Annotated in this window: 16 protein-coding genes; 13 read left to right on the top strand and 3 right to left on the bottom strand. The window is 68.5% G+C overall.

All coding sequences use genetic code 11. From position 1 onward, the window contains the following. Positions 1–52 precede the first annotated feature (52 nt). The 13 genes from Q0A27_RS15090 to Q0A27_RS13825 all read left to right on the top strand — a co-directional run bounded on the left by Q0A27_RS15090 (position 53) and on the right by Q0A27_RS13825 (position 15,959). Positions 53–3,187: a nitrite/sulfite reductase gene (locus Q0A27_RS15090; protein ID WP_367273330.1), complete on the top strand. Its 3,135-nt coding sequence runs from the start codon at positions 53–55 to the stop codon at positions 3,185–3,187. Beyond that, complete coding sequence (locus Q0A27_RS13880; RefSeq protein WP_291476312.1) at positions 3,184–3,378, top strand: hypothetical protein; 195 nt, start codon at positions 3,184–3,186, stop codon at positions 3,376–3,378. The genes Q0A27_RS15090 and Q0A27_RS13880 overlap by 4 nt, the downstream gene beginning before the upstream one ends. 89 nt (positions 3,379–3,467) lie before the next feature. Further along, positions 3,468–5,081: an ABC transporter ATP-binding protein gene (locus Q0A27_RS13875; protein WP_291476310.1), complete on the top strand. Its 1,614-nt coding sequence runs from the start codon at positions 3,468–3,470 to the stop codon at positions 5,079–5,081. Beyond that, on the top strand, positions 5,078–6,847 hold the full coding sequence (locus tag Q0A27_RS13870; RefSeq protein ID WP_291476309.1) for an ABC transporter ATP-binding protein: 1,770 nt from the start codon (positions 5,078–5,080) through the stop codon (positions 6,845–6,847). Before Q0A27_RS13875 ends, Q0A27_RS13870 begins: the two co-directional genes overlap by 4 nt. A 208-nt stretch (positions 6,848–7,055) precedes the next feature. After that, positions 7,056–7,895 (top strand): phosphoadenylyl-sulfate reductase, encoded by an 840-nt coding sequence (locus Q0A27_RS13865; RefSeq protein ID WP_291476307.1) that lies wholly within the window; start codon positions 7,056–7,058, stop codon positions 7,893–7,895. Then, complete coding sequence (gene cysD / locus Q0A27_RS13860; RefSeq protein WP_291476305.1) at positions 7,892–8,845, top strand: sulfate adenylyltransferase subunit CysD; 954 nt, start codon at positions 7,892–7,894, stop codon at positions 8,843–8,845. Before Q0A27_RS13865 ends, cysD begins: the two co-directional genes overlap by 4 nt. Further along, positions 8,845–10,152, top strand: coding sequence for a GTP-binding protein (locus Q0A27_RS13855; protein ID WP_291476304.1), 1,308 nt, complete (start codon positions 8,845–8,847; stop codon positions 10,150–10,152). The genes cysD and Q0A27_RS13855 overlap by 1 nt, the downstream gene beginning before the upstream one ends. 21 nt (positions 10,153–10,173) lie before the next feature. Then, a complete protein-coding gene (locus Q0A27_RS13850) occupies positions 10,174–10,872 on the top strand; it encodes a sirohydrochlorin chelatase (RefSeq protein ID WP_291476302.1) in 699 nt (232 codons plus the stop codon). Continuing rightward, the gene (locus tag Q0A27_RS13845) at positions 10,869–11,828 is read left to right on the top strand and encodes a sulfite exporter TauE/SafE family protein (protein WP_291476301.1); all 960 of its coding nucleotides are present in this window, start codon (positions 10,869–10,871) and stop codon (positions 11,826–11,828) included. The genes Q0A27_RS13850 and Q0A27_RS13845 overlap by 4 nt, the downstream gene beginning before the upstream one ends. Before the next feature lie 114 nt (positions 11,829–11,942). Continuing rightward, on the top strand, positions 11,943–13,376 hold the full coding sequence (pta, locus tag Q0A27_RS13840) for a phosphate acetyltransferase (protein WP_291476300.1): 1,434 nt from the start codon (positions 11,943–11,945) through the stop codon (positions 13,374–13,376). A 20-nt stretch (positions 13,377–13,396) separates the two neighbouring features. Next, a complete protein-coding gene (locus tag Q0A27_RS13835) occupies positions 13,397–14,605 on the top strand; it encodes an acetate kinase (RefSeq protein ID WP_291476299.1) in 1,209 nt (402 codons plus the stop codon). Positions 14,606–14,911: 306 nt separating this feature from the next. After that, complete coding sequence (locus tag Q0A27_RS13830) at positions 14,912–15,211, top strand: hypothetical protein (RefSeq protein ID WP_291476297.1); 300 nt, start codon at positions 14,912–14,914, stop codon at positions 15,209–15,211. 160 nt (positions 15,212–15,371) lie between these two features. Next, positions 15,372–15,959 carry a hypothetical protein gene (locus Q0A27_RS13825; RefSeq protein WP_291476295.1) on the top strand — a complete coding sequence of 196 codons (588 nt, stop codon included), beginning with the start codon at positions 15,372–15,374 and terminating at the stop codon, positions 15,957–15,959. A gap of 177 nt (positions 15,960–16,136) precedes the next feature. Here the strand turns inward: Q0A27_RS13825 and Q0A27_RS13820 are convergent, their stop codons facing one another. The 3 genes from Q0A27_RS13820 to Q0A27_RS13810 are packed head-to-tail and all read right to left on the bottom strand — an operon-like array spanning position 16,137 to position 21,168. Continuing rightward, the gene (locus tag Q0A27_RS13820) at positions 16,137–18,587 is read right to left on the bottom strand and encodes a serine/threonine protein kinase (protein WP_291476293.1); all 2,451 of its coding nucleotides are present in this window, start codon (positions 18,585–18,587) and stop codon (positions 16,137–16,139) included. 2 nt (positions 18,588–18,589) lie between these two features. After that, positions 18,590–19,723: a transporter substrate-binding domain-containing protein gene (locus Q0A27_RS13815; RefSeq protein ID WP_291476291.1), complete on the bottom strand. Its 1,134-nt coding sequence runs from the start codon at positions 19,721–19,723 to the stop codon at positions 18,590–18,592. Continuing rightward, the gene (locus Q0A27_RS13810; protein WP_291476289.1) at positions 19,723–21,168 is read right to left on the bottom strand and encodes an MCP four helix bundle domain-containing protein; all 1,446 of its coding nucleotides are present in this window, start codon (positions 21,166–21,168) and stop codon (positions 19,723–19,725) included. The genes Q0A27_RS13815 and Q0A27_RS13810 overlap by 1 nt, the downstream gene beginning before the upstream one ends. Positions 21,169–21,204 lie beyond the last annotated feature (36 nt).

The raw sequence follows: 21,204 nt of genomic DNA, 5'->3' as shown, positions 1-21,204 counted from the left end.
TGGGACGCCGACGATCACTAGACCGAACTGTCTGTGCAGAGAGAAGGGGCCTATGACCACGGCAACCGATTCGCCTTCCCGTGAGGCGGTCCGCAAGGCTGCCGCAGCCAAGGAGGACGCTGCGGCGGTGGCCAGGGCTGCCGCCGACGCAGCCAAGGCTGACCCGGACAATGAACAGCTCGCTGACGAGCTCCGTGAGGCGCGCAATGCCCAGCGCCGTGCTGCGCGCGCGCTGAAGAAGGCCGAGGAGACCCTCGCGTCCGAGGAAGCCGGAGCCGCTGCTGACACCGCCCCGGCAGAGGAACTCTCCCCGCTCGAGGCCGCACGCTCTGAGCTGCGACGTCTCGAGGACGCCCAGGCTGAGCTGGCTGCCGCCACGGTCAGGGCGGACGCCGCTGCTGAGGCCGATCCGGGCAATTCCGGTCTCTTCGCCGCCGCCCGTAAAGCGCGCTGGGATGAGCTGAAGGGGACCAAGGCCGTGCAGAAGGCGGCCACCGCGCTCGCCGAGGCCGAGGCCGAGGCTGCGGCTGCGGCACCGGCCGAGGTTGCACAGGAGCGGACCGCTGAGGTCGACGACCCGGACAACGCGGAGGACGCCGACGAAGTTGCCGAGTCCGCCGAGGTCGCACCCGCCGGCCCGCTGACCGTCGCCGACGCCGAGCGTCTGCTCGCCGACGCTGAGGCTGCGACGGAAGCCGCGGAGGCTGCCGCGGAGGCGGATGCCGAGGACAAACAGCTCTCCGCCGCCGCCCGCCGTGCGCGTGCGGCACAGAAGAAGGCCGCGCGTGCACTGAAGCGCGCCCGCAAGGCCGCGGTCGAGGCTGACGAGACAGACGACGCCGGCAGCTCCGGGGACACGGCAGCTGAGACTTCCACTGAGGTCCCCGTCACCGCCCCTGCTGCAGCGTCCACCCCGGAGGTCGCGGAAGAAGCCCCGGCTTCCCAGGCTGCTCCGGTCCCCGCTGCCGCCCAGGCCGCCCCGGTGCTCACCCAGGACACTCTCGCACTGGTCAGCTCGGGTACCTCGGTGCTTGCGGTCGCCGCGGACGCCTCCGAGCGCGCCGCCGCAGCCGACCCCGCCAACGCACTGCTGGCAGAGGCCGCCCGCAGCGCCCGCGCCGCCGCACAGCAGGCCGCCCAGGCTGTGGCTGCCGCAGCAGCACTGCACGGTGCCGCTCCGGCTGTCGCTGCACCGGCCGCTGAGCCCGAGGCGGTGACAGAAGCGGAGGCCCCGGCCGAGCACGAGACCTCCCACACGCCCGAGACCCCCGCCGAGGACCCTGCCGTCGTCGAGGCCCGCGAGGCCCTCGCTGCCGCCGAGGAGACACAGAACGGGTTCGCCACCGCCACCCTGAAGGCCGAAGCCGCCGCCGAGGCGGAGCCGGGCAATTCCGACCTCTTCTCCGCGGCCCGCAAGGCACGCTGGGACGAGCTCAAGGCGTCCAAGGCCGTCCAGAAGGCCACTGCGGCCCTGGAGAAGGCCATCGCCGACGCTCCGCCCGTCCCCAAGGTCCTCACCGAGGAGGAGAAGGAAGACCGCAAGGCGCCGAAGCCGCAGGGCCAGTGGCTCATCGACGGCAGGGACCCGCTCAACGGTGACGAGCGCATCAAGCAGGAGGACGCCGGCCTCGCCGTGGCAGACCGCGTCCGCGAGATCTACTCGAAGCAGGGCTTCGACTCGATCCCGCCCGAGGACCTCGCCCCCCGCTTCAAGTGGATCGGCATGTACACCCAGCGCCGTCAGGACATGGACGGTGAGCAGACCGGCACCCTGACCAACGCCGAGTTGCAGGACCGCTACTTCATGATGCGTATCCGCCTTGACGGTGGTCAGGTCACCCCGCAGCAGCTGCGCGTCATCGGCGGGATCTCAGCGGACTTCGCCCGCAACACCGCCGACTTCACCGACCGGCAGAACATCCAGCTGCACTGGATCCGTATCGAGGACGTCCCGGAGATCTGGGACCGGCTCGCCGCCGTCAACCTGGACACCTTCTTCGGCTGCGGTGACGTGCCCCGCGTCGTCCTGGGTTCCCCGGTCGCCGGGGTCTCCAAGGACGAGATCATCGACGCCACCCCGGCGATCCGTGAGATCAAGGAGAACTGGCTCACCCGGGACGAGTTCACCAACCTGCCCCGCAAGTTCAAGACGGCCATCTCGGGCAACCGTCGCCAGGATGTCACCCATGAGATCCAGGACGTCTCCTTCATCGGCTCCGAGCATCCGGAGCACGGCCCCGGCTTCGACCTCTGGGTCGGTGGCGGTCTGTCGACCAACCCGATGTTCGCCCAGCGTCTCGGCGTATGGGTCCCCCTCGACGAGGTCCCGCAGGTGTGGGCCGGCGTCGTCCGGATCTTCCGCGACTACGGTTACCGCAAGCTGCGCAACCGTGCCCGCCTGAAGTTCCTCGTGGCCGACTGGGGTGTGGAGAAGTTCCGCCGCGTCCTCGAGGAGGACTACGTCGGTCACGCGCTCATCGACGGCCCTGAGCCGGAGGTCTGGCCGGGCTACCGCGACCACGTCGGTGTCCACGAGCAGCGGGACGGGAAGTTCTACGTCGGTGTGAAGCCGACCGTGGGCCACACCGAGGGTGACCAGCTCATCCGCCTGGCCGATCTGGCTGAGGAGCGTGGGATCACGCAGATCCGCACCACCCCGGACAAGGAACTCATCTTCCTCGGCCTCGAGCAGGACGCCGTGGACGACCTCACCGATGCCCTGGAGAAGGAGGGACTGTCGGCCAGGCCGTCCAGCTTCCGTCGCGACATCATCTCCTGCACCGGCCTGGAGTTCTGCAAGCTCGCCCTGGTCACCACCAAGAAGCGGGCGATCGACCTGGCCGACCAGCTCGAGGAGAAGCTCGGTGACCTCGACGTGCCGCTGAAGATCAGCCTCAACGGCTGCCCGAACTCGTGTGCCCGGACGCAGGTCGCGGACATCGGCCTCAAGGGTCAGATCGTCACCGATGATGACGGCAACCGGGTCGAGGGCTTCCAGGTGCACCTCGGCGGTGCGCTGGGCATGCACCCCGACTGGGGTAAGAAGCTGCGCGGCCACAAGGTCACGTCCGCCGACCTGGACGACTATGTCGTCCGCGTCGTGGAGAACTACAAGGAAAACCGCACCAGCGTCGACGAGCAGTTCCGTGACTGGGTGCTCCGTGCGCCGGAGGAGCAGCTCCAGTGAAGGACGCCAACAACGACATCAGCGGGAAGTCCGCCCACCCGAACCCCAGGAGAGCCACCGTGATGCACTGCCCGTACTGCGCCTCGGAGAACCTGTGGCCGGACCCGGAGACGGACAACGCCTGGGAGTGCCGTGACTGCCGCCGGGTGTTCTCGGTGAAGCTCCACGGCCAGCTGCCCCGCGGCGTCTGACCGCCCGGTCCGACTGCTTCCTGTAGTGCCGCGGTCGCGGCGTCCTACAGTCTTCGTCGCAGTTCAGGTATGGGGTAACCTCGGCCTCCATGGCGGTACAGCAGGAGCAGCGGGAACACCAGGCACCACAGCCGGACAGCAGGATCCTCACCTCAGGGTTGCTCAGCGTCCGGCGCTCGCGCCTCCCCGCCCCTGACGACCCCCGGTGGCTTCTCAAGGTCGCCTTCTCGCAGCGTCCCCGGCAGTTCCTCGCCTCCGGCGGAATGCTGCTCGGTTTCATCTGCAACGCCACCACCTCCGTTGTCGTCGGTCGCGCCATCGACGACGCCGTCGCCACCGGCGACGGCGGTCACCTCTTCCTGTGGGTCGGCATTCTCGGCCTGCTCTTCCTGTTCAACGGCGTCTCCGTCTGGCTGGGACGCCGCTTCCTGGAAATGATCCTCCAGCAGGTCAGCCATGACGTCCGCACCGCGGTGACAGACCGGATCCAGGACCCTCGGGGCATCGGTCGCGAGGGGGCCGGAGGCGAACGCACCGCCGGCGGCCTGCTGTCCATCGCCAGCACCGACGCCAACAGGGCCGCCGACATCATCGTCATGACGGTTTTCCCGGTCGCGGAGCTCGGGTCGATCCTCTACGTCGCCGCCGTCGTCCTCACCGTCGACTGGCGCCTCGGTCTCGCCGTGCTGCTCGGCGCCCCGGCCGTGGTCCTGCTCTCGGTCCGCGCCGCCCGACCGCTGCGCAGCAGAGCAGGGGCGCGGCAGCAGGCCCTGGCCCGCACCGCCTCGGTCGCCACCGACGCGGTCCAGGGGCTGCGGATCATCAAGGGCCTCGGCGTCGTCTCCACGATGAAGGCCCGCTACCGCGGGTACTCCGAGAAGGCCTACCATGCCACGGTCGCCGCGAACGCCGCCGAGGCGCGGCTCACTGCCACCACCCAGTCCATCGGTGCCGTGTACGTCGTGGCCGTCGGTGTCGCCGCCGGCTGGCTCGCCCTGCACGACGGCCTCACCGTCGGGCAGCTCATCACCGTCGTCGGCCTGTCCCAGTACGTTGTCCACCCGATGACGATGCTGGGCCGCAACTTCGCCACCCGGGTCGCGATCTCCGCCGCGTCCGCCCGACGCGTCGTCAGCGTGCTCACCGCCCCCTACGCCACCCCGGACGAGGCGACGGACACCGAGACGCAGGCACTCATCGACGCCGTGCCGGTCGGCGTCACCGTCGTCCGCGACATCGCCCGTGCCGGGGAGGTGACGGATTCCCTGCTGCGCATGCCCCGCGACCGCGTGATCGTCGCCCCGCACGCGGCAGATCTCTTCGACGGCCCGTTGCGCGACAACGTCCACCCCGACCCGGTGGTCGCCGCCGAGGCACTGGAGGTGGCCGATTGCGCGGACATCCCCGGCGGTCCCGGACGTCCGGTGGGGGAGGGAGGGCGACGCCTCTCCGGTGGTCAGCGCCAGCGTGTCGCGCTGGCCCGGGCGATCGCCGCCGACCCTGAACTGCTGGTGCTCGCCGACCCGACCACGGCGGTGGATTCGGTCACCGAACAGCACATCGCCGAGCGGGTCGCCGCCCGCTACACAGGCACCGGTCACCGCGTCCTCGTCCTGTCCGAGGCGCCGGCCTGGCAGGTCGCCGCCACCACCCGGTGGGACGCCGCCGACCTCGACGCGGCCCTGGCGGAGGTGCACGCATGACCCCGACCACCTCAGAGATCCAGGCGTTCCCGCTGGCGACCTGGACCCAGGCCCGCCGGGATATCGTCCGGCAGCTGAAGGCGGTGCCGGGTGCGTGGTGGCAGGCGCTGGCCGCCGCCGTACTGCTCGGCATCGGTGCCTGGTGCACGGTCTCCGTACCTCGGCTGATGGGGCGCATCGTCGACATCGCGACCTCCGGCACCGACGGTGACCTGTGGCGCACCGCCGGGCTCATGGCCGCCGCCGCGGTCATCGCGGGAGTCACCGACGGTGCGGGCTACTTCCTGTTGGCCAGGCTGTCGGAACGGCTCATCGCCAACCTGCGTGAGGAGATGGTCGGGACGGCCCTCGGTCTGCCGACGCACCGGGTGGAGGACGCCGGCACCGGCGACGTCGTCAGTCGCTCCACCGACGATGTCGCCCAGACCTCCTCGGCGGTGATGGAGGTTCTGCCGGTGCTGTCCGGGGCGGTGTTCGTCATCGCCGCGACCGGCATCGGACTGCTCACCGTCGACTGGCGGTTCCTCGCCGTGATCCTGCTGGTCTCCCCGGTGTACTGGCTCGCCGCCCGGGCCTACCTGCGCAAGGCACCGCAGCTCTTCGCCGCGGAGCGGGCCTCGATGGGTCTGCGGGCGCGACGGGTGCTCGAGGCGATCCACGGCCGGAAGACGGTCCGGGCGTTCCGGATGGAGCGCGACATGCACGACCGGATCAGCGACGCGTCCTGGTCGGTGGTGGACAACGCCGTCGCAGCGAACCGTGTGATGGTCCGGCTGCTCAACCGGATGCTCGGCGCCGAGTTCGTGATGATCACCTCCGCGCTGGTGCTCGGTTTCGTCCTCGTCGACCGCGGGACACTCGGCGTCGGCTCGGTCACCGGCGCCGCGCTGATGATCATCCGCGTGCGCGGACCGCTGCAGCAGGTGATGCGCGTGCTGGACGCCGCCCAGTCCGGCTACGCCTCGCTGGCCCGCATCATCGGCGTGACCGTCGACCCGCCGCGACCGGTGCCGGACGCCGGTGCGCCGGAGGCCCGTGGTGAGGTCGTCCTCAAGGACGTCGCGTTTCGTTACGGGGAGGATTCCTGGGCCGTGTCCGACGTCAACTTCCGGATCGAACCGGGGAGGACGGTGGCCCTGGTGGGGGCGTCCGGTGCGGGCAAGACCACGGTGGCCACGCTGCTGGCAGGGCTGCGTGAACCGACCGCGGGAGAGGTGACGGTGGACGGGGTGCCGGTGACCGCACTGTCGGACTCCGAGCGTGCCGCCCGTCTGGCGTTGGTCTCCCAGGAGGTCCACGTGTTCTCCGGGACACTGCGCGACGACCTGCTGCTCGCCGCCCCCGACGCCACCGATGGCGCGCTGTCTGAGACGCTGGTGGCGGTGGGTGCCGACGGGTGGCTGGCGACGTTGTCGGACGGGTTGGACACCGAGGTCGGCGCCCGTGGCGTCCTCCCGGATCCGGTGGTGGCCCAGCAGCTCGCCCTGGCCCGGGTGCTGCTGCGCGACCCGAAGGTGGTCGTGCTCGACGAGGCGACGGCAGAGGCAGGGTCGGCCGGGGCCCGGGCCCTGGAGGATGCCGCCCGGCTGTTGACGGACGGGCGCACCGCGCTGACGGTGGCGCACCGGCTGGACCAGGCGCGTCAGGCCGACGAGATCCTCGTCATGGAGGATGGTCGGATCGTGGAGCGGGGCTCCCATGACGACCTGGTGGCGTCCGGCGGACGCTACGCCGAACTGTGGTCGGTGTGGTCGCGGGGGCGGTGAGCCGGTCGCGTGGGTAGACCTCTCTGTCTGGGAGTTTTATTCACGCTGACCTGTAGGTACAAAGACCTCCTGTAGGGGTACGGTCAATCCCTGTTGCTCATGGTGAACCGAGTGGTCTAGTCTGGTGCAGCATTAGACCGACCGGTCTGTTGACGACGGGCCGGTCGCGCCAGAGAAGACCACCAGAGAAGAGCAGGGAAGAACAGCCATGACGAACACGGGAGCAGGTGCCGGCATCACGACGCTGACCGGTCTCGTGGGGCTCGGCGGCACCGCCGCCGCAGACACCCCTGACCGGCCCCGGAGGGACCCCGAGGTCAGCCCCGCGGGCGCGCCCACGACCACCACCCACCTCACCGCCGAGCAGAGTGCCGCCCACCAGGCCCTGGTCGACGAATGGAATGACCGGCTCGACGGGAAGAGCGCTGAGGAGATCCTCGACTGGGTCAACGAGTACGTCACCGGCACCGTCGCGGTGACCATGTCCATGCAGGACACTGTCCTCGCCGAGCTCGCCCAGGGCCGCGTGCATGACGCGGAACTCGTGTTCCTGGACACCGGCTACCACTTCGACGAGACGATGGATGTCGCCCGCGAGGTCGATGAGCGCTACAGCCTGCCGCTGAAGACCGTCGAGCCCGTCCTCTCCGTCGAGGAGCAGGACCGGGAGTACGGGGCGAACCTCTACCGTTCCAACCCGACCGCCTGCTGCCGGATGCGCAAGGTCGAGCCGCTCGCCCGGATGCTCAACCCCTACGAGGCGTGGATCTCCGGTGTGAAGCGGGTCGACAGCGAACTGCGTAAGGACACCCCGATCCTCGACGTCGACCGCACCGGCCGGCTGAAGATCAACCCGATCGCGGCATGGACCGACCAGGACGTCGAGGACTACATCGAGGACCACGACCTGATCATCCACCCCCTGACGAAGCAGGGGTACCCCTCGATCGGCTGCGCCACCTGCACCCTGCCCGTCGCCCCCGGCGAAGATCCCCGTTCCGGCCGCTGGGCCGGTTCCACCAAGACAGAATGCGGACTCCACCTGTGACCACTGCAACGCCTGAAACCACTGAAACCACTGAAACCACTGAAACCACTGACAGCCAGCTCAGCCCCCACCTCGCGAGCCTCGAGGCGGAGGCCATGGAGATCCTCCGCGAGGTCGCCGGCCAGTTCGACAAGCCGGGCCTGCTGTTCTCCTCCGGCAAGGACTCGGTCGTCGTCCTCGAGCTCGCCAAGCGGGCCTTCGCCCCGGCCGCCGTGCCCTTCGAGCTCATCCACGTCGACACCGGCCACAACTTCCCGGAGGTCATCGAGTTCCGCGAGCGCATCGCCGCCGACCCGCGGATCAGCCTCCACGTCGCCCACGTCCAGGACTGGATCGACTCCGGCGCCGTCCAGGAGCGTCCCGACGGCACCCGTAACCCGCTGCAGACCGTCCCGCTCGTCGAGACGATCCAGAACCGTGGCTACGACGCCGTGCTCGGCGGTGCCCGCCGCGACGAGGAGAAGGCCCGCGCCAAGGAGCGCGTCTTCTCCGTGCGCGACTCTTTCGGCGGCTGGAACCCGCGGCGTCAGCGTCCGGAGCTGTGGGGCCTCTACAACGGTCGCCACCAGGCAGGCGAGAACATCCGCGTCTTCCCGATCTCCAACTGGACCGAGGCGGACATCTGGGACTACATCAAGGCCCGCAACGTGGAGATCCCGGAGATCTACTACTCCCACCAGCGTGAGGTCTTCAACCGTGGTGGCATGTGGCTGACCGCCGGTGAGTGGGGCGGCCCGAAGGAGGGTGAGACGGTCGAGACGAAGACCGTGCGCTACCGCACCGTGGGCGACATGTCCTGCACCGGTGCCGTGCTCTCCGACGCCGCCACCATCGACGACGTCATCGAGGAGATCAAGGCCTCCACCACCACCGAACGCGGCGCCACCCGGGCCGACGACAAACTCTCCGAGTCCTCCATGGAGGACCGCAAGAAGGAAGGCTACTTCTGATGACCGCCGCAACCCTGGAGAACGACACCGTGACCACTGCTCTGCCCACCCTGCGGCTGTGCACCGCCGGCTCAGTCGACGACGGCAAGTCAACCTTCGTCGGCCGTCTGCTCCACGACACGAAGTCCATCCTCGCCGACCAGTTCGAGGCCGTCCAGCGCGTCTCGGCCGCCAAGGGTCTGGAGAACCCGGACCTGTCCCTGCTGGTCGACGGACTGCGTGCCGAGCGTGAGCAGGGCATCACCATCGACGTGGCCTACCGCTACTTCGCCACCGACAAGCGTTCCTTCATCCTCGCGGACTGCCCCGGGCACGTGCAGTACACCCGGAACACCGTCACCGGTCTGTCCACCTCTGAGCTGGTCATCGTGCTCATCGACGCCCGCAACGGCGTCATCGAGCAGACGAAGCGACACCTCACCGTCGCCGCGATGATGCGCACCTCGCACGTCATCGTCGCCGTGAACAAGATCGACGCCGTCGACTTCTCCCAGGAGGTCTTCGACGGGATCTCCGCCGATGTCAGGGCCCTGGCCACCGAGCTGGACCTGCCGAAGGTCGACATCGTGCCGACCTCCGCACTGCTCGGCGACAATGTCGTGACCCGTTCGGAGAACACCCCCTGGTACGACGGCCCGTCCGTCCTCGAGATCCTCGAAACTGCCCAGCCGGCCCGCATCAACGCCGGCACGGAGCGCGGTCTGCGTTTCCCGGTCCAGGTCGTCATCCGCGACCACGCCAGCGACTACCGCGGCTACGCCGGTCGCCTGACTTCCGGCTCCGTCTCCGTCGGTGACGAGGTCACCATCGGTGGCGCCGGCGGACGCGCCAGCACCGTCATCGGCATCGACGGTCCCGGTGGAGCCCAGGAGAGCGCCGCCCGCGGCGAGTCCGTCACCCTGCGCCTGGCCGACGACATCGACATCGCCCGCGGTGACCTCATCGCCACCGCCACCGACTCCGACGCCATCCCGGCCGCGGTCAACAGCTTCAAGGCCCTGGTCTTCCAGCTCGCCGAGTCCCCGGTCCGGGTGCGCGGCAATGTCCTGCTCCGCTACGGCACCGCCACCGTCCGGGCCCGCGTCGACGAGATCATCCGCCGCGTCCACATCCTCGATGAGGATGAGGCCCGGGGCGACCTCGGCACCCAGCTCGAGCTCAACGACATCGCCGAGGTCCGCGTCACCGTGGCCGAGCCGCTGCCGGTCGAGTCCTACCGCCGCGGCGGACGGGTGGGTTCCTTCCTGCTGATCAGCCCGGGCGACGGTGACACCCTCACCGCCGGTCTGGTCACCTCGGTCGACTAGGCACAGGACCAGGTACCGCACATGGTGACGCCGGTCGTTCTCCTCGCACACGGGTCCAGGCACCCGGAGGCGGACGCCGCCGTCGCCCGCATCGCCGATGCGGTCTCCGCTCTCACCGGAGCTCCGGCACAGCCCTCCTACCTGGACTTCTCACCTCTGACGCTCACCACCGTCGCCCATCTGCTCGCCGCAGAAGGGTACCGGCGGGCGACCGTCGTCCCACTGCTGTTCACCCGCGCCTTCCACATGCGCCACGATGTCCCCGAGGCTCTCGCCGAAGCGACCGCGGCCACCGGCGTGGCATTCACCCTGGCCGAAGGAATCGGAACCGGTGCGGATGTGGCGGAGCTGCTGGCGTCCCGCATCCCGCCCGGCACCGGGCACCTTGTCCTCTACTCCGTGGGGTCCTCGGTGTCCGGGGCGAATGAGACGGTCGCCGACCTCGCCATCGACAGCGGTGGTCGGGCCGGCATCACCGCCGAACTCGTCACCGCCACCGGCCCCTCTGGGGGCGTGGACGCTCTGGTGGACGCGGTACGCCGCGCCACCGGACCGGTACATGTCGCACCGTTGTTCATCTCGCCCGGAACACTGTGGGACGCCGCCGTTGACGTCCTTTCCTCACTGCCGGACAACCTGTCCGTCACCACCGGCGTCCCCCTGGACACCGCTGTCGCCCCACTGACCGCCCACCGGGCCCGAGAAAGGAACGCCGGATGAAGCTCCTGCTCTTCGCCGTGGCCGGGCTGCTCGCCCAGCTTGTCGACGGTGCCCTCGGCATGGCCTTCGGCATCACCGCCACCACCGCGCTGATCCTCTCCGGCGCGGCCCCCGCCCAGGCCAGCGCCGCGGTGCACTTCGCCGAGGTCGGGACGACGCTTTTCTCCGGGCTCGCCCACTGGAAGCTCAACAACGTCCATTGGCCGACCGTGCTCTTCCTCGGAGTCCCCGGTGCGGTCGGCGCCTTTGCCGGTGCGACGGTGCTGTCGGGTCTGTCGACCGAGTCTGCCGAGCCGGTGGTCTCCACCATCCTGCTGTTGCTGGGTGCCTATGTGCTGGTACGCAGCGTTGCGCTGCCCTGGAAGCGGCGGCAGCGCTCCGAGTTCGCCGACGGCGCCGGCACGCCTCACCCACCGGCCGCCCGTGGCAGGTTCGGTCTGGCCGCCCTCGGACTCGGCGGCGGTTTCCTCGACGCGACCGGCGGCGGCGGCTGGGGCCCGGTCACCACGTCGACACTGCTCAGTGTCGGACGTCGTGAGCCCCGCAAGATCATCGGCACCGTGAACACCGCCGAGTTCCTCGTCGCGGTGTCTGCGTCCCTCGGATTCATCTTCGGCCTGGAGCAGGTCCACGGGTCCTGGCAGCCGGTGCTTGGACTGCTCATCGGCGGACTGATCGGTGCGCCCATCGCCGCCTGGGTGGTGACGGTCATCAACCCCGACGTCCTGGGCGCGGTCGTGGGCGCACTGCTCATCGTGCTCAACGGGGTGCGCGTCATCAACGCCCTCGGCTGGGGCGGTGCCGCGATCGTCACCGTTGTCGTGGTGGTCGTCGCCGTGGTCCTGACCCGTGTGCTGCTGCGCCGACGGGCCGTCAGGCAGGCGGAGGACGCGGCGGAGAGTGGACCTGTGGACAACGCGGGTGCCCCCGCTCCGGGAGCTTTTACCACAGGTTAGAGGGGGTGTGGTTCCTCCCACTCCTGTGGCGTTGGTCACCGACTGTGGTTCCGTGCACAATAGTAACGTTCATGTAGACCGCACCACAGCAGTAGACGACTCCAGGAGATTTCAGTGACAGTCCGCGCAGTGCTCAGTCCGATCGCCACCGCAGCCGGGCGTCGGGGAGAGCTCATCAGCACGCTCTCCGCCGGCCACGGCCCCGATGTCGGAGATGTCACCGACATCTTCGACACACTGCGTCCCTCGGCCCCGGACTTCAGCGAGGCACTCGATGTCGCACTCGGAGACCGTGACGGGGTCCTCGTCGGTACCGGCGAGCCGATGTTCGACTCCCGCCTCGCCGCCGCCGTCGGCGTCCCCCAGTTCCTCGTCGCCGCGGGTGAACAGGACCACCTCCAGTTGCAGCAGGTCGCCGGACAGCTGGTGCGTGTCGGTCGTGCGCCCCGTGGTATCGCCGTGATGGACGGCACCCACGGTTCCTCCGCCCTGGAGGCGGAAGGTACCGCCGTCCCGTTCCTCGCCCTCGACAAGGTCGACGAAGCCGAGGCGTCCACCCCGGTCATCGGACCGGAGGTCTTCGAGCGCAACCTCATCATCCAGGCCCGTGCCGCCAAGGCGCACATCGTGCTTCCTGAAGGTGATGACGACCGCATCCTCACCGCAGCCCACCAGCTGCTCGAGAAGAAGGTCTGTGAACTGACCATCCTGGGTGACCCGCCCGCCATGGCCGCCCGTGCCCACGAACTCGGCCTCGACATTTCCGGTGCCACGCTCACCGACCCGACCGAGGGCGACGACCTCGAGCGTTTCGCCGAGGAGTTCGCCGAGCTACGCAAGGCAAAGGGGGTCTCCCTCGACGAGGCCCGCGAGACCATGAAGGACATCAGCTACTACGCGACGATGATGATCCACCTCGGCCTGGCCGACGGCATGGTCTCCGGTGCCGCGCACACCACCGCGCACACCATCAAGCCCAGCTTCCAGATCATCAAGACCGTGCCCGAGGCGTCCATCGTCTCCTCGATCTTCCTCATGGTCATGGACGGCGTCCTCTGGGCGTTCGGTGACTGCGCGGTCAACCCGAACCCCACTCCGGCACAGCTCGCCGAGATCGCCGTGGTGTCCGCGAAGACCGCCGCGCAGTTCGGCATCGACCCGAAGGTCGCCATGCTGTCCTTCTCCACCGGGTCCTCCGGCGCCGGTGAGGACGTCGAGGCGGTCGCCGAGGCTGTGACCATCGCCCGCGAGTCCTCGGGGGACCTCAGCGTGGACGGCCCGCTGCAGTTCGACGCCGCCGTCGTCGAGTCGGTGGGCCAGAAGAAGCTGCCCGGCTCCGATGTCGCCGGTAAGGCCACCGTCTTCGTCTTCCCTGACCTCAACAGCGGAAACATCACCTACAAGGCGGTCCAGCGCACCGCTGACGCACTGGCCGTCGGCCCGATCCTCCAGGGGCTGAACAAGCCCGTCAACGACCTGTCCCGCGGAGCCACCGTCCCGGACATCGTGAACACCGTCGCCATCACCGCCATCCAGGCCGGCAACTAACCGAAAGAGCATACACAGCCATGACGCAGCACATTCTGGTCCTCAACTCCGGTTCCTCCTCGATCAAGTTCCAGGTCCTCGACCTGCAGGCGGAGAACCCCGACGTGCCCTTCCTCTCCGGTCTCGTCGAGCAGATCGGTGAGTCCCGCGGTCACATCCGCATCGTGACCGAGAACAACACCATCGAGGACCGCCGTCCGATCCTGAGCCACTCCGTCGGTCTGGAGCGCGCCTTCGGCATGATGTCCATGCTGGGCGTGGGACCGCAGGACCTCGACGTCCACGCTGTCGGACACCGCGTCGTCCAGGGGGGCTCGGTCTTCAACGAGCCGGTCATCATCGACGAATCCGTGAAGAACGAGATCCGGGGCATGATCCCGCTGGCGCCGCTGCACAACCCGGCGAACCTCGACGGCATCGAGAACGCCCAGTCCCTGCTGCCGGACGTCCCCCACGTCGCCGTCTTCGATACCGCGTTCTTCCACTCCCTGCCGGAGTCCGCGGCCCGCTACGCCATCAACCGCGACATCGCCGACCAGTACCACATCCGCCGGTACGGTGCCCACGGCACGAGCCACCAGTACGTCTCCGAGCAGGTCCCCGCCCTCATCGGCAAGGCCGCCGAGGACGTCAACCAGATCACCCTCCACCTGGGCAACGGTGCCTCGACCTCCGCCATCCGTGGCGGCAAAGCCATTGACACCTCCATGGGCCTCACCCCGCTGGCAGGTCTGGTCATGGGTACCCGTACCGGTGACATCGACCCCTCGGTCATCTTCCACCTCGCCCGTGAGGCGAAGATGAGCATCGACGAGATCGACACCCTGCTCAACCGTCGTTCCGGTCTCAAGGGCCTGTGCGGGGTCAACGACTTCCGCCTGCTCCAGGAGCTCATCAACGAGGGGGAGCAGGACGCCCAGGAGGCGTACGACATCTACGTCCACCGCGTCCGCCAGTATGTCGGTTCCTACATGCTGGAGCTCGGTCGCCTCGACGCGATCTCTTTCACCGCGGGTGTCGGTGAGAACCACGTCGGTATCCGCCGCGACACCATGGCAGGCCTGGAGAACTTCGGCATCAGGATCGACGATGCGCTGAACAACAATGAGGCAGGCGTCAAGGGGGCCCGGGTCATCTCCACCGAGGATTCCACCGTCAAGGTTCTCGTGGTCCCGACCAACGAAGAGCTCGCCATCGCGCGGGCCGCCGCCGAGCTCGCGGACAACTGATCTACCGCTTGACGGGGCGTTCTTCCACGGCACCGTCGGTGCGGAATATCGCACCTCATCGGCTGATGGCGTCGGTCTCACCTGGACACTTACCAGATGAAAGTTGAATCCGGGTGCGATATTCCGCCACGCTGTGCCACACTCGGTGATTCAGGGACAGATATATCACGTCCGGGTCGGGGGATCCGGGAGGGGGAGGGGCATATGCCGTATGCAGGTGACGCTATAGACAAGGGGATCGCCCGACACTGGCGTCCGCCGGCCGGGGTCCATAATGCGCACCGGCCGGGCACTCGGGACGAGGTCGTGGCGGAGCTCAGCGAAGGAGCATTGGGCGATCTCTACACGGAGGTCGACGGGTTGTGGGTGCCGACGCAGAGTGTCCGGCCCGAAGCCCTCGTCATCACCGGGGCGGCGCACCATCCCCGTCAACTCGCCTACCGGGTTGATGCCCTGACCCGGTTGCGTCGCATCCTGGATCTGCGCCCGGACTGGACCGGTGCCGCGTGGAGTGCAGGGTCGGCCTGGGGTGCGCCCTACTTCTGTGACGATGCGGACACCTGCGTCCTGTCGGGCGGGCGCCGTCGTCTCGCGACCACAATCTGACCAGGTGACGAGGCAACGGAGGGAGGGGCTTGTCGCTGAAGTATCTGCGGTGTCGGTGGATGCGCGGTGCCGGAACCACACGGTCACTCCGCCGGTCCTGACTGTCGCACACTGTCTGCAGTCGGTGCTCCGGGATGAGCACCGCTGGAAAGTGCTGCCGGTGGCAGGATGGTCGACCCGTGACCTCCAGGTGATCCAGGTGCTTGACATGTTCTCGGCACTCTTCGGTGTTCCTCCAGGTGACCTGGCTGCCGCATGCCGCGGTCTGGTGGATGCACGTCTGCTCCGCAGGTTGGCGAGACATGCTGACCAGGGTGGGGAATCGCCGATGGAGACGGTGATGCGTCTTGCGGTGGCGGGGCTGGAGGGAACAGGGGGGCTGATACCTCAGCTGGTTGTCCGGGCTGACGGCTCGGTCGCAGATCCGGTCCACACCGGTGGTGAACAGTGGGGGAGACGTCGACGTCTGACGTCGGCCGAATGGTCGGCACGCCGTCGGGGGCCGAAGATCGTCGCACGTCTTGACCTCGGAGATCCGGTGCTCCGGCTGGCACTGCAGTATGACGGTGCGGCGCACCTCGGTCTTGAACGTCGCGACCGGGATTCGAAGGTGAACACGCAGTTGACGAACCTGGAGTGGCATGTCCTGCGAATTACCCAGGGGCATCTGGCTGATCCGGACCTGCTTGCTGAGACAGTGGATGGCGGGGTGGAAGTCTGCCGGAGGAGGCTCGGAGGTCGGAGCTGACAGGCGGGGTCAACAGGTCAGGGGGTGAAGCAGTGTGGGATATCGCACCTGCATCAGCGTGGGGTGAAATCTGACCTCTATGCTTACCATCGGTAAGTGATCTCGAGGTGCGATATCCCGCACCAGGGACCAGAACACGGGGCCAGAGGGAGTGATGAGCGGTCGGGCATCGACAGATCAGAACCAGGTCCGTGGCCGGATCCGGTTCGCCATGTCCACCAGCCGGAACCGGTGCCGTGCGAACGGTGACTGACGGGCCAGTTCCCTCAGCCCACGCTCCAGGCCCGCCCGCAGACCACGCTCGGTGAAATCCACGTCGAAGAGCTGCCCGGGACCGATATGGACCGGGTCACCGGCCTCCTCACGGTCGCGCAGCCAGTCGAGCGCCGCGGAGAGTACCGCGATGCGCAGCTGGGGGATCCGTGGCTCGGTCGTGGGCAGCAGGTCGAGGCGACGTCCGGCACGACGGATCCGGGACTCGCTGAGGTCCGCACGGTCGGTGATGAACATCAGGACCGTCGTCATCCGGGCGATCTCGTGGTGCCGGGAGTTCGCCGGCACCTTGTCGAGTGTGGCGACCGCAGGGTCGACCATCCCCTCCGCCTGCAGTTGCCGGGCCATGCCGAAGGCGGAGGAGACCGTTGTCGGGTTCGTCGACCACACCAGGCCGTAGAGCCGCAGGGCGTGGAACCGCAGTGCCACCGGGTCCTGGGTGAGGTGCGTCCATCCCGGGACGACGGCCTCCTCGTCAAGGTTCAGCCCCTGCTGGTAGGTCAGCGCCATGGCGGACCGTCGGATCCCGGTGTCCAACAGCCCGATGGTGTTCACCCCCTGCTCCTGCAGGAGCAGTTCGTCGGTCGCGGCGAGCGCCAGCTTCGGCGCCGGCTCACCGGGCAGAATGTTCAGCACCGTGTTGAAGTACCGCTGTGCGGCGACGAAATCGCCGGTGAGCAGGGCGCACACCCCGGACAGCCACTGGTGGCGCCAGTCGCGGCGCAGTGTGGTGTCCATGTCCCGCAGCCGTGCCTCCGCCTCGGCGGTCATGCCCAGGTCAAGCTGGGCGCGGACCATGGTCAGGGGAATCTCGCGGGAATTCTCGAACCCGGGCTGGTCCATCGCCGAGGACAGCGTGTCGATGATTTCGCCGGGCTCGGTGAGACTCGCGGCGGAGAGCAGCGAGGCGCCCGGGTCATTCGGGTCGGTCAGCGGGATCGGCAGGGCGGCGACGACCTCCGGGGCGGTGATCTCCACCGACCGTTCGATACCGTCGAGCAGTTGATCGGTGCGGAACAGCTGGTGGTTCGTACCGAACGTGGAACGCTGGGCGGTGAACCGGGTGGCCGAGTGCGGGAACTGACGTCCGTCCCGGATGGCCAGCACCTCCCGCAGGACGCCGACCAGCTGGTCACGCAGACTGCGCACCGAGGAGAAACGCACGTCCGGATCCTCGTCGGTGGCGCGCAGCAGCAGCCGGTAGAGGGAGAGGTACCGCCGGAACATCGGCTCGTTGTCGGGGGAGGGGAGGCCGGGGTCGTACACGCCGTCGGTGACCGGGAGCTTGACCACGAGGCTCGCCAGGGTACGGCCGACGGTGTAGATGTCACTGGCGACGGTCGGCCCGGTGCGTGCCATCTCGGGGGCCTGGAATCCCCTGGTCCCGAAGATGTGCCCGTAGGCTCCGATGCCGGTCACCGCGCCCAGGTCGATGAGCTTGACCTGGTCCTCGGTGACGATGATGTTGTCCGGCTTGAGATCGTTGTACACCACGCCGCGGGAGTGCAGGTACTCCAGCGCGGGGAGGACGGACAGGACGTAGCCGATGGCGATGTCGACGTCGAGGGTGTTGTCCGGCTGCAGTCGACGCCGGTCACGCAGCGACGGCCCACCGACGTACTCCATGACGATGAATCCGCCGGGGCTGCGGGCGTCGTCGATGAAGTTGAAGATCTTCACGATCCCGGGGTGGGTGATGTCGGCGAGGAAGGCGCGTTCGGATTCTGCAACGGCCTGTTCCTGCTTCGTGACGGTGGCCATCATGCCCTTGAGCACCACCCAGCGGTCGGACACGTTGTGGTCCAGTGCCAGGTAGATCCAGCCCATACCACCGTGGGCGATGGTGCCGATGACCTCGTACTGGCCGGCGACGATGTCCCCGGGGTTCAGTGTCGGCGGTTCGGTGCCCTTGGCGATCTCCTCGGCCGGGTCGATCACGGCGGTGACCGGATCGGTCGGCGGCAGGAACGGGAGGCGGACCATGCCACCGGCGATGTCGGCACCGGCGCGCGAGGTGCCGCGACGCTGCCGGAAGGTCGAGAGAGCCTCCCGCCGGCTGCGTTCGCCGGCGTCCTGCCCGGAGAAACCGTCACCTGCGGCACCGGGACCGGAGACTTCGTCATCGTCGGCGAACGGGTTGAAGGGGGTGGCGGAGGTCGCGGCGGAGTCTTCACCGGCGTCCCCGGCGGAGGACGCGGGGTCCGGGGTGCCGAGCAGGTCGGCGAGGTCGATCTCCGGTTCGTCGTCATCGTCGGCGAAGGGGTCGAAGAAGGTCGCCTCGGTGCCCTTCTCCTGTGCCCGGTCCTGTGCCTGCTCCCGGGCCTTCTCCTGCTCGTCGCGCGTGCTGTCGTCCACGGTCAGCTCCTTTCGCCCTCGTCGTCGCCCTCGTCGTCGGCCGCGGTGGTCGGTGCGGCTGCCGCGGTGGTTGAGGCGCCGGACGCCTCAGATGTCTCAGCTGCTTCAGCCTCCCGCCGCAGATTCCGTAGCTCGGTCGACTCCTCGTCGGTGCGGTACACCGCCTCCGGCTGGGACCCTGCCCCGGTGTACGGGGCCAGCCACTGTCCGTGGAGCCGGTTCCAGGTGCCGTCGGAACGGAGCCGTTCCAGGGTGGTGTTGACCTGCCTGACCAGGCCGGCGGTGTTCCGGATGGTCGGCGGCGCCGTCGCGACGGCGTAGTGGTCCGTGTGGTCACTCATACCCACCAGTTCGGTGTTCGGGTCCTGGGCGAGCAGGCCCGAGAGAACGGCCGAATCCGAGTAGATCGCGTCCACCTGTCCGTGCTGCATCGCCATGAGGCAGTCCGGCCAGGTCTCCGTGAGCAGTAGCCTGTTGTGGTCGATGCTGCTGGTCAGTGACTGGGCGCTGGTGGATCTCGTCGTCGCACACACCGTCTTGTCCGCGAGATCCTCCTCGGAGGCGATCCCGGAGTTCCGGTTGACCAGCAGCCGCGGGTTGACCGTGAGATAGGGGATGGAGAACTCGACGTTCATCTGGCGCAGTCGGGTGACCGTCATCGAACGGATGACGATGTCGACGTCACCGTCTCGCAACGCCTCATCCCGGCCGTCACCCTCGATGTAGCGGAAGTCCACCCGGTCGGGGTCTCCGAAGATGTCGCGGGCGATCTCATGGGCGATGTCGACCTCGAAGCCGGCCATCTCCCCGGTCACCGGGTCCCGGAATCCCAGTTGGTTCATCGACTGCGAGACGCCGACGATCAGGCGTCCCCGGTCGATGATGTCGGGGACACGCTGCTCCGGGGTGGCGTCCCCCGGGCGCAGCGACCCGAAGGGGGCGCCGCCGTCGTCCTGGACGTCGCCGGTGTCCCCACCATCGCTGAACACCGCTCCTGCGGGCAGCGGGACCTGTGGGTCGGCGGGGTCGGGCCACTGTTGGAGCCCGTCGCCGCTGGAGCAGGACGCCAGTACCACGGCGGAAATCAGGAGGACGGCGGTGACCGGAATGACCCTGGTGCGGGAGCGGAATATCATCACAGGTACTCCTGGAGCCGGGGGCGCGTGCCCTGGACGACGCAGAGGATGGACAGCAGTGACAGCACGAAGACCAGGAGGTTCACCCGGCTGGCCGCCCGTCCGGCGTCGGAGAGGTAGTCGCGGAGCTGGTCACGTGAGTCGTCGATGAGAATCTCGAGGTCCTGGTCGAGGGCCGAGAAACTCTCACTGACGCTGTCGTCGCCACTCCCGACGGCCGCCTGCACGGCGTCGGTGTAGTTGCCCTGCCGGACCAGGGAGACCATGTTCGCGTGGGCGCTGTCCCAGGTACGGAGGGACTCCCTGGCAGCGTCGATCCGTTCCCGGCTCTCCTTGCCGTCGGTGACCCCACGCAGTTCCTCCAACCGGGCGTCGATACCGGCGATCCGGTCGGTGAAGTCGGTCTGGTTGTCAGTCGTGTAGTCACGCTGGACCAGACCGAGGACCTCGGTGGACCGCGTCTGCTGGACCCCGATCCGCAGTGAGGTGAGGGTCTGCAGGGGCTGGGAGGTACCGGCCACTCCACGCGGGCCGTCCTGCCAGGTCGTCAGGGCGGACGCGGAGGCCCAGATCAGCGCGACCGTCATGAGCACCGTGGCGGTGGCGTACCCCGCACTGATCCTGCGGTTGGACCACGCCGCCAGCCAGAACTGCGCGACGAACAGCAGGCACACCGCGGCCAGCAGTCCGGAGAGGGCGAACCAGCTGGGCCGGGTCAGTTTGTGCTGCTGGTCGACGACCGAGGAACTTGTCCGGTCGTAGAGCTCGGAGGCGGCGGGCAGCAGTTCGTCCTGCATCATCGCGGACGCCTGGGTGATGTACGCCGCCCCCAGCGGGTAGCCCTGCCGGTTGTTCGCCCCGGCCTCGGTCACCTGGCTGACATAGGTCGGGAGTTTCTCCTGGATCTCCAGGATCAGCTCCATCTCCCGGCTGGACGGGTCGTCGATCCCGTTGGCCGCCCGGACGACCGCGCGGGACGCCGTGTCCAGCGCCTCCCGGTAGGACTCCTGCGTGTCGGCGGTCCGGGAGGAGTCCGACAGGAAACTCGTGGCGGCGACCGAGTCTGCCACCGACAGGGAGTTGAAGAGTTCCTGGGCGGCGAAGGCCACCGGCTCAGACCGGTTGACCAGGGTGTTGAGTTCGCCCTGCCGGTTGCCGGAGGAGCCGGCCATCGCACCGCCGGCCGCGAGAATCGCCAGGACCAGCACCACGGAGACCACGGTGAGCAGACCCGGAGTGGTGGATACGAAGCGGGCGAAGCGGCGCGGTGCTTCGACGAGGGGGGTGAAGATGTGGATCCGGCGGGGACTCTCGCGGAACAGCTCCTCGTCCATCCACCGGTCGGTGTCGCGACGTGGGGCACCCGGCCCCGTCGCCCCCTCGGGGGTGTCGGTGGTGAGTTGCACAGGCGACGGACCGGTCGTCGCCTTCTCCGGCGCGGACATGGGACCGATGATACTGACCGATGTCATCCTGAGTGG

The organism is Corynebacterium sp., from assembly GCF_022712275.1.
In the GTDB taxonomy this organism is placed as follows: Bacteria; Actinomycetota; Actinomycetes; order Mycobacteriales; family Mycobacteriaceae; genus Corynebacterium.
This window is presented reverse-complemented; position numbering and strand designations above follow the sequence as displayed.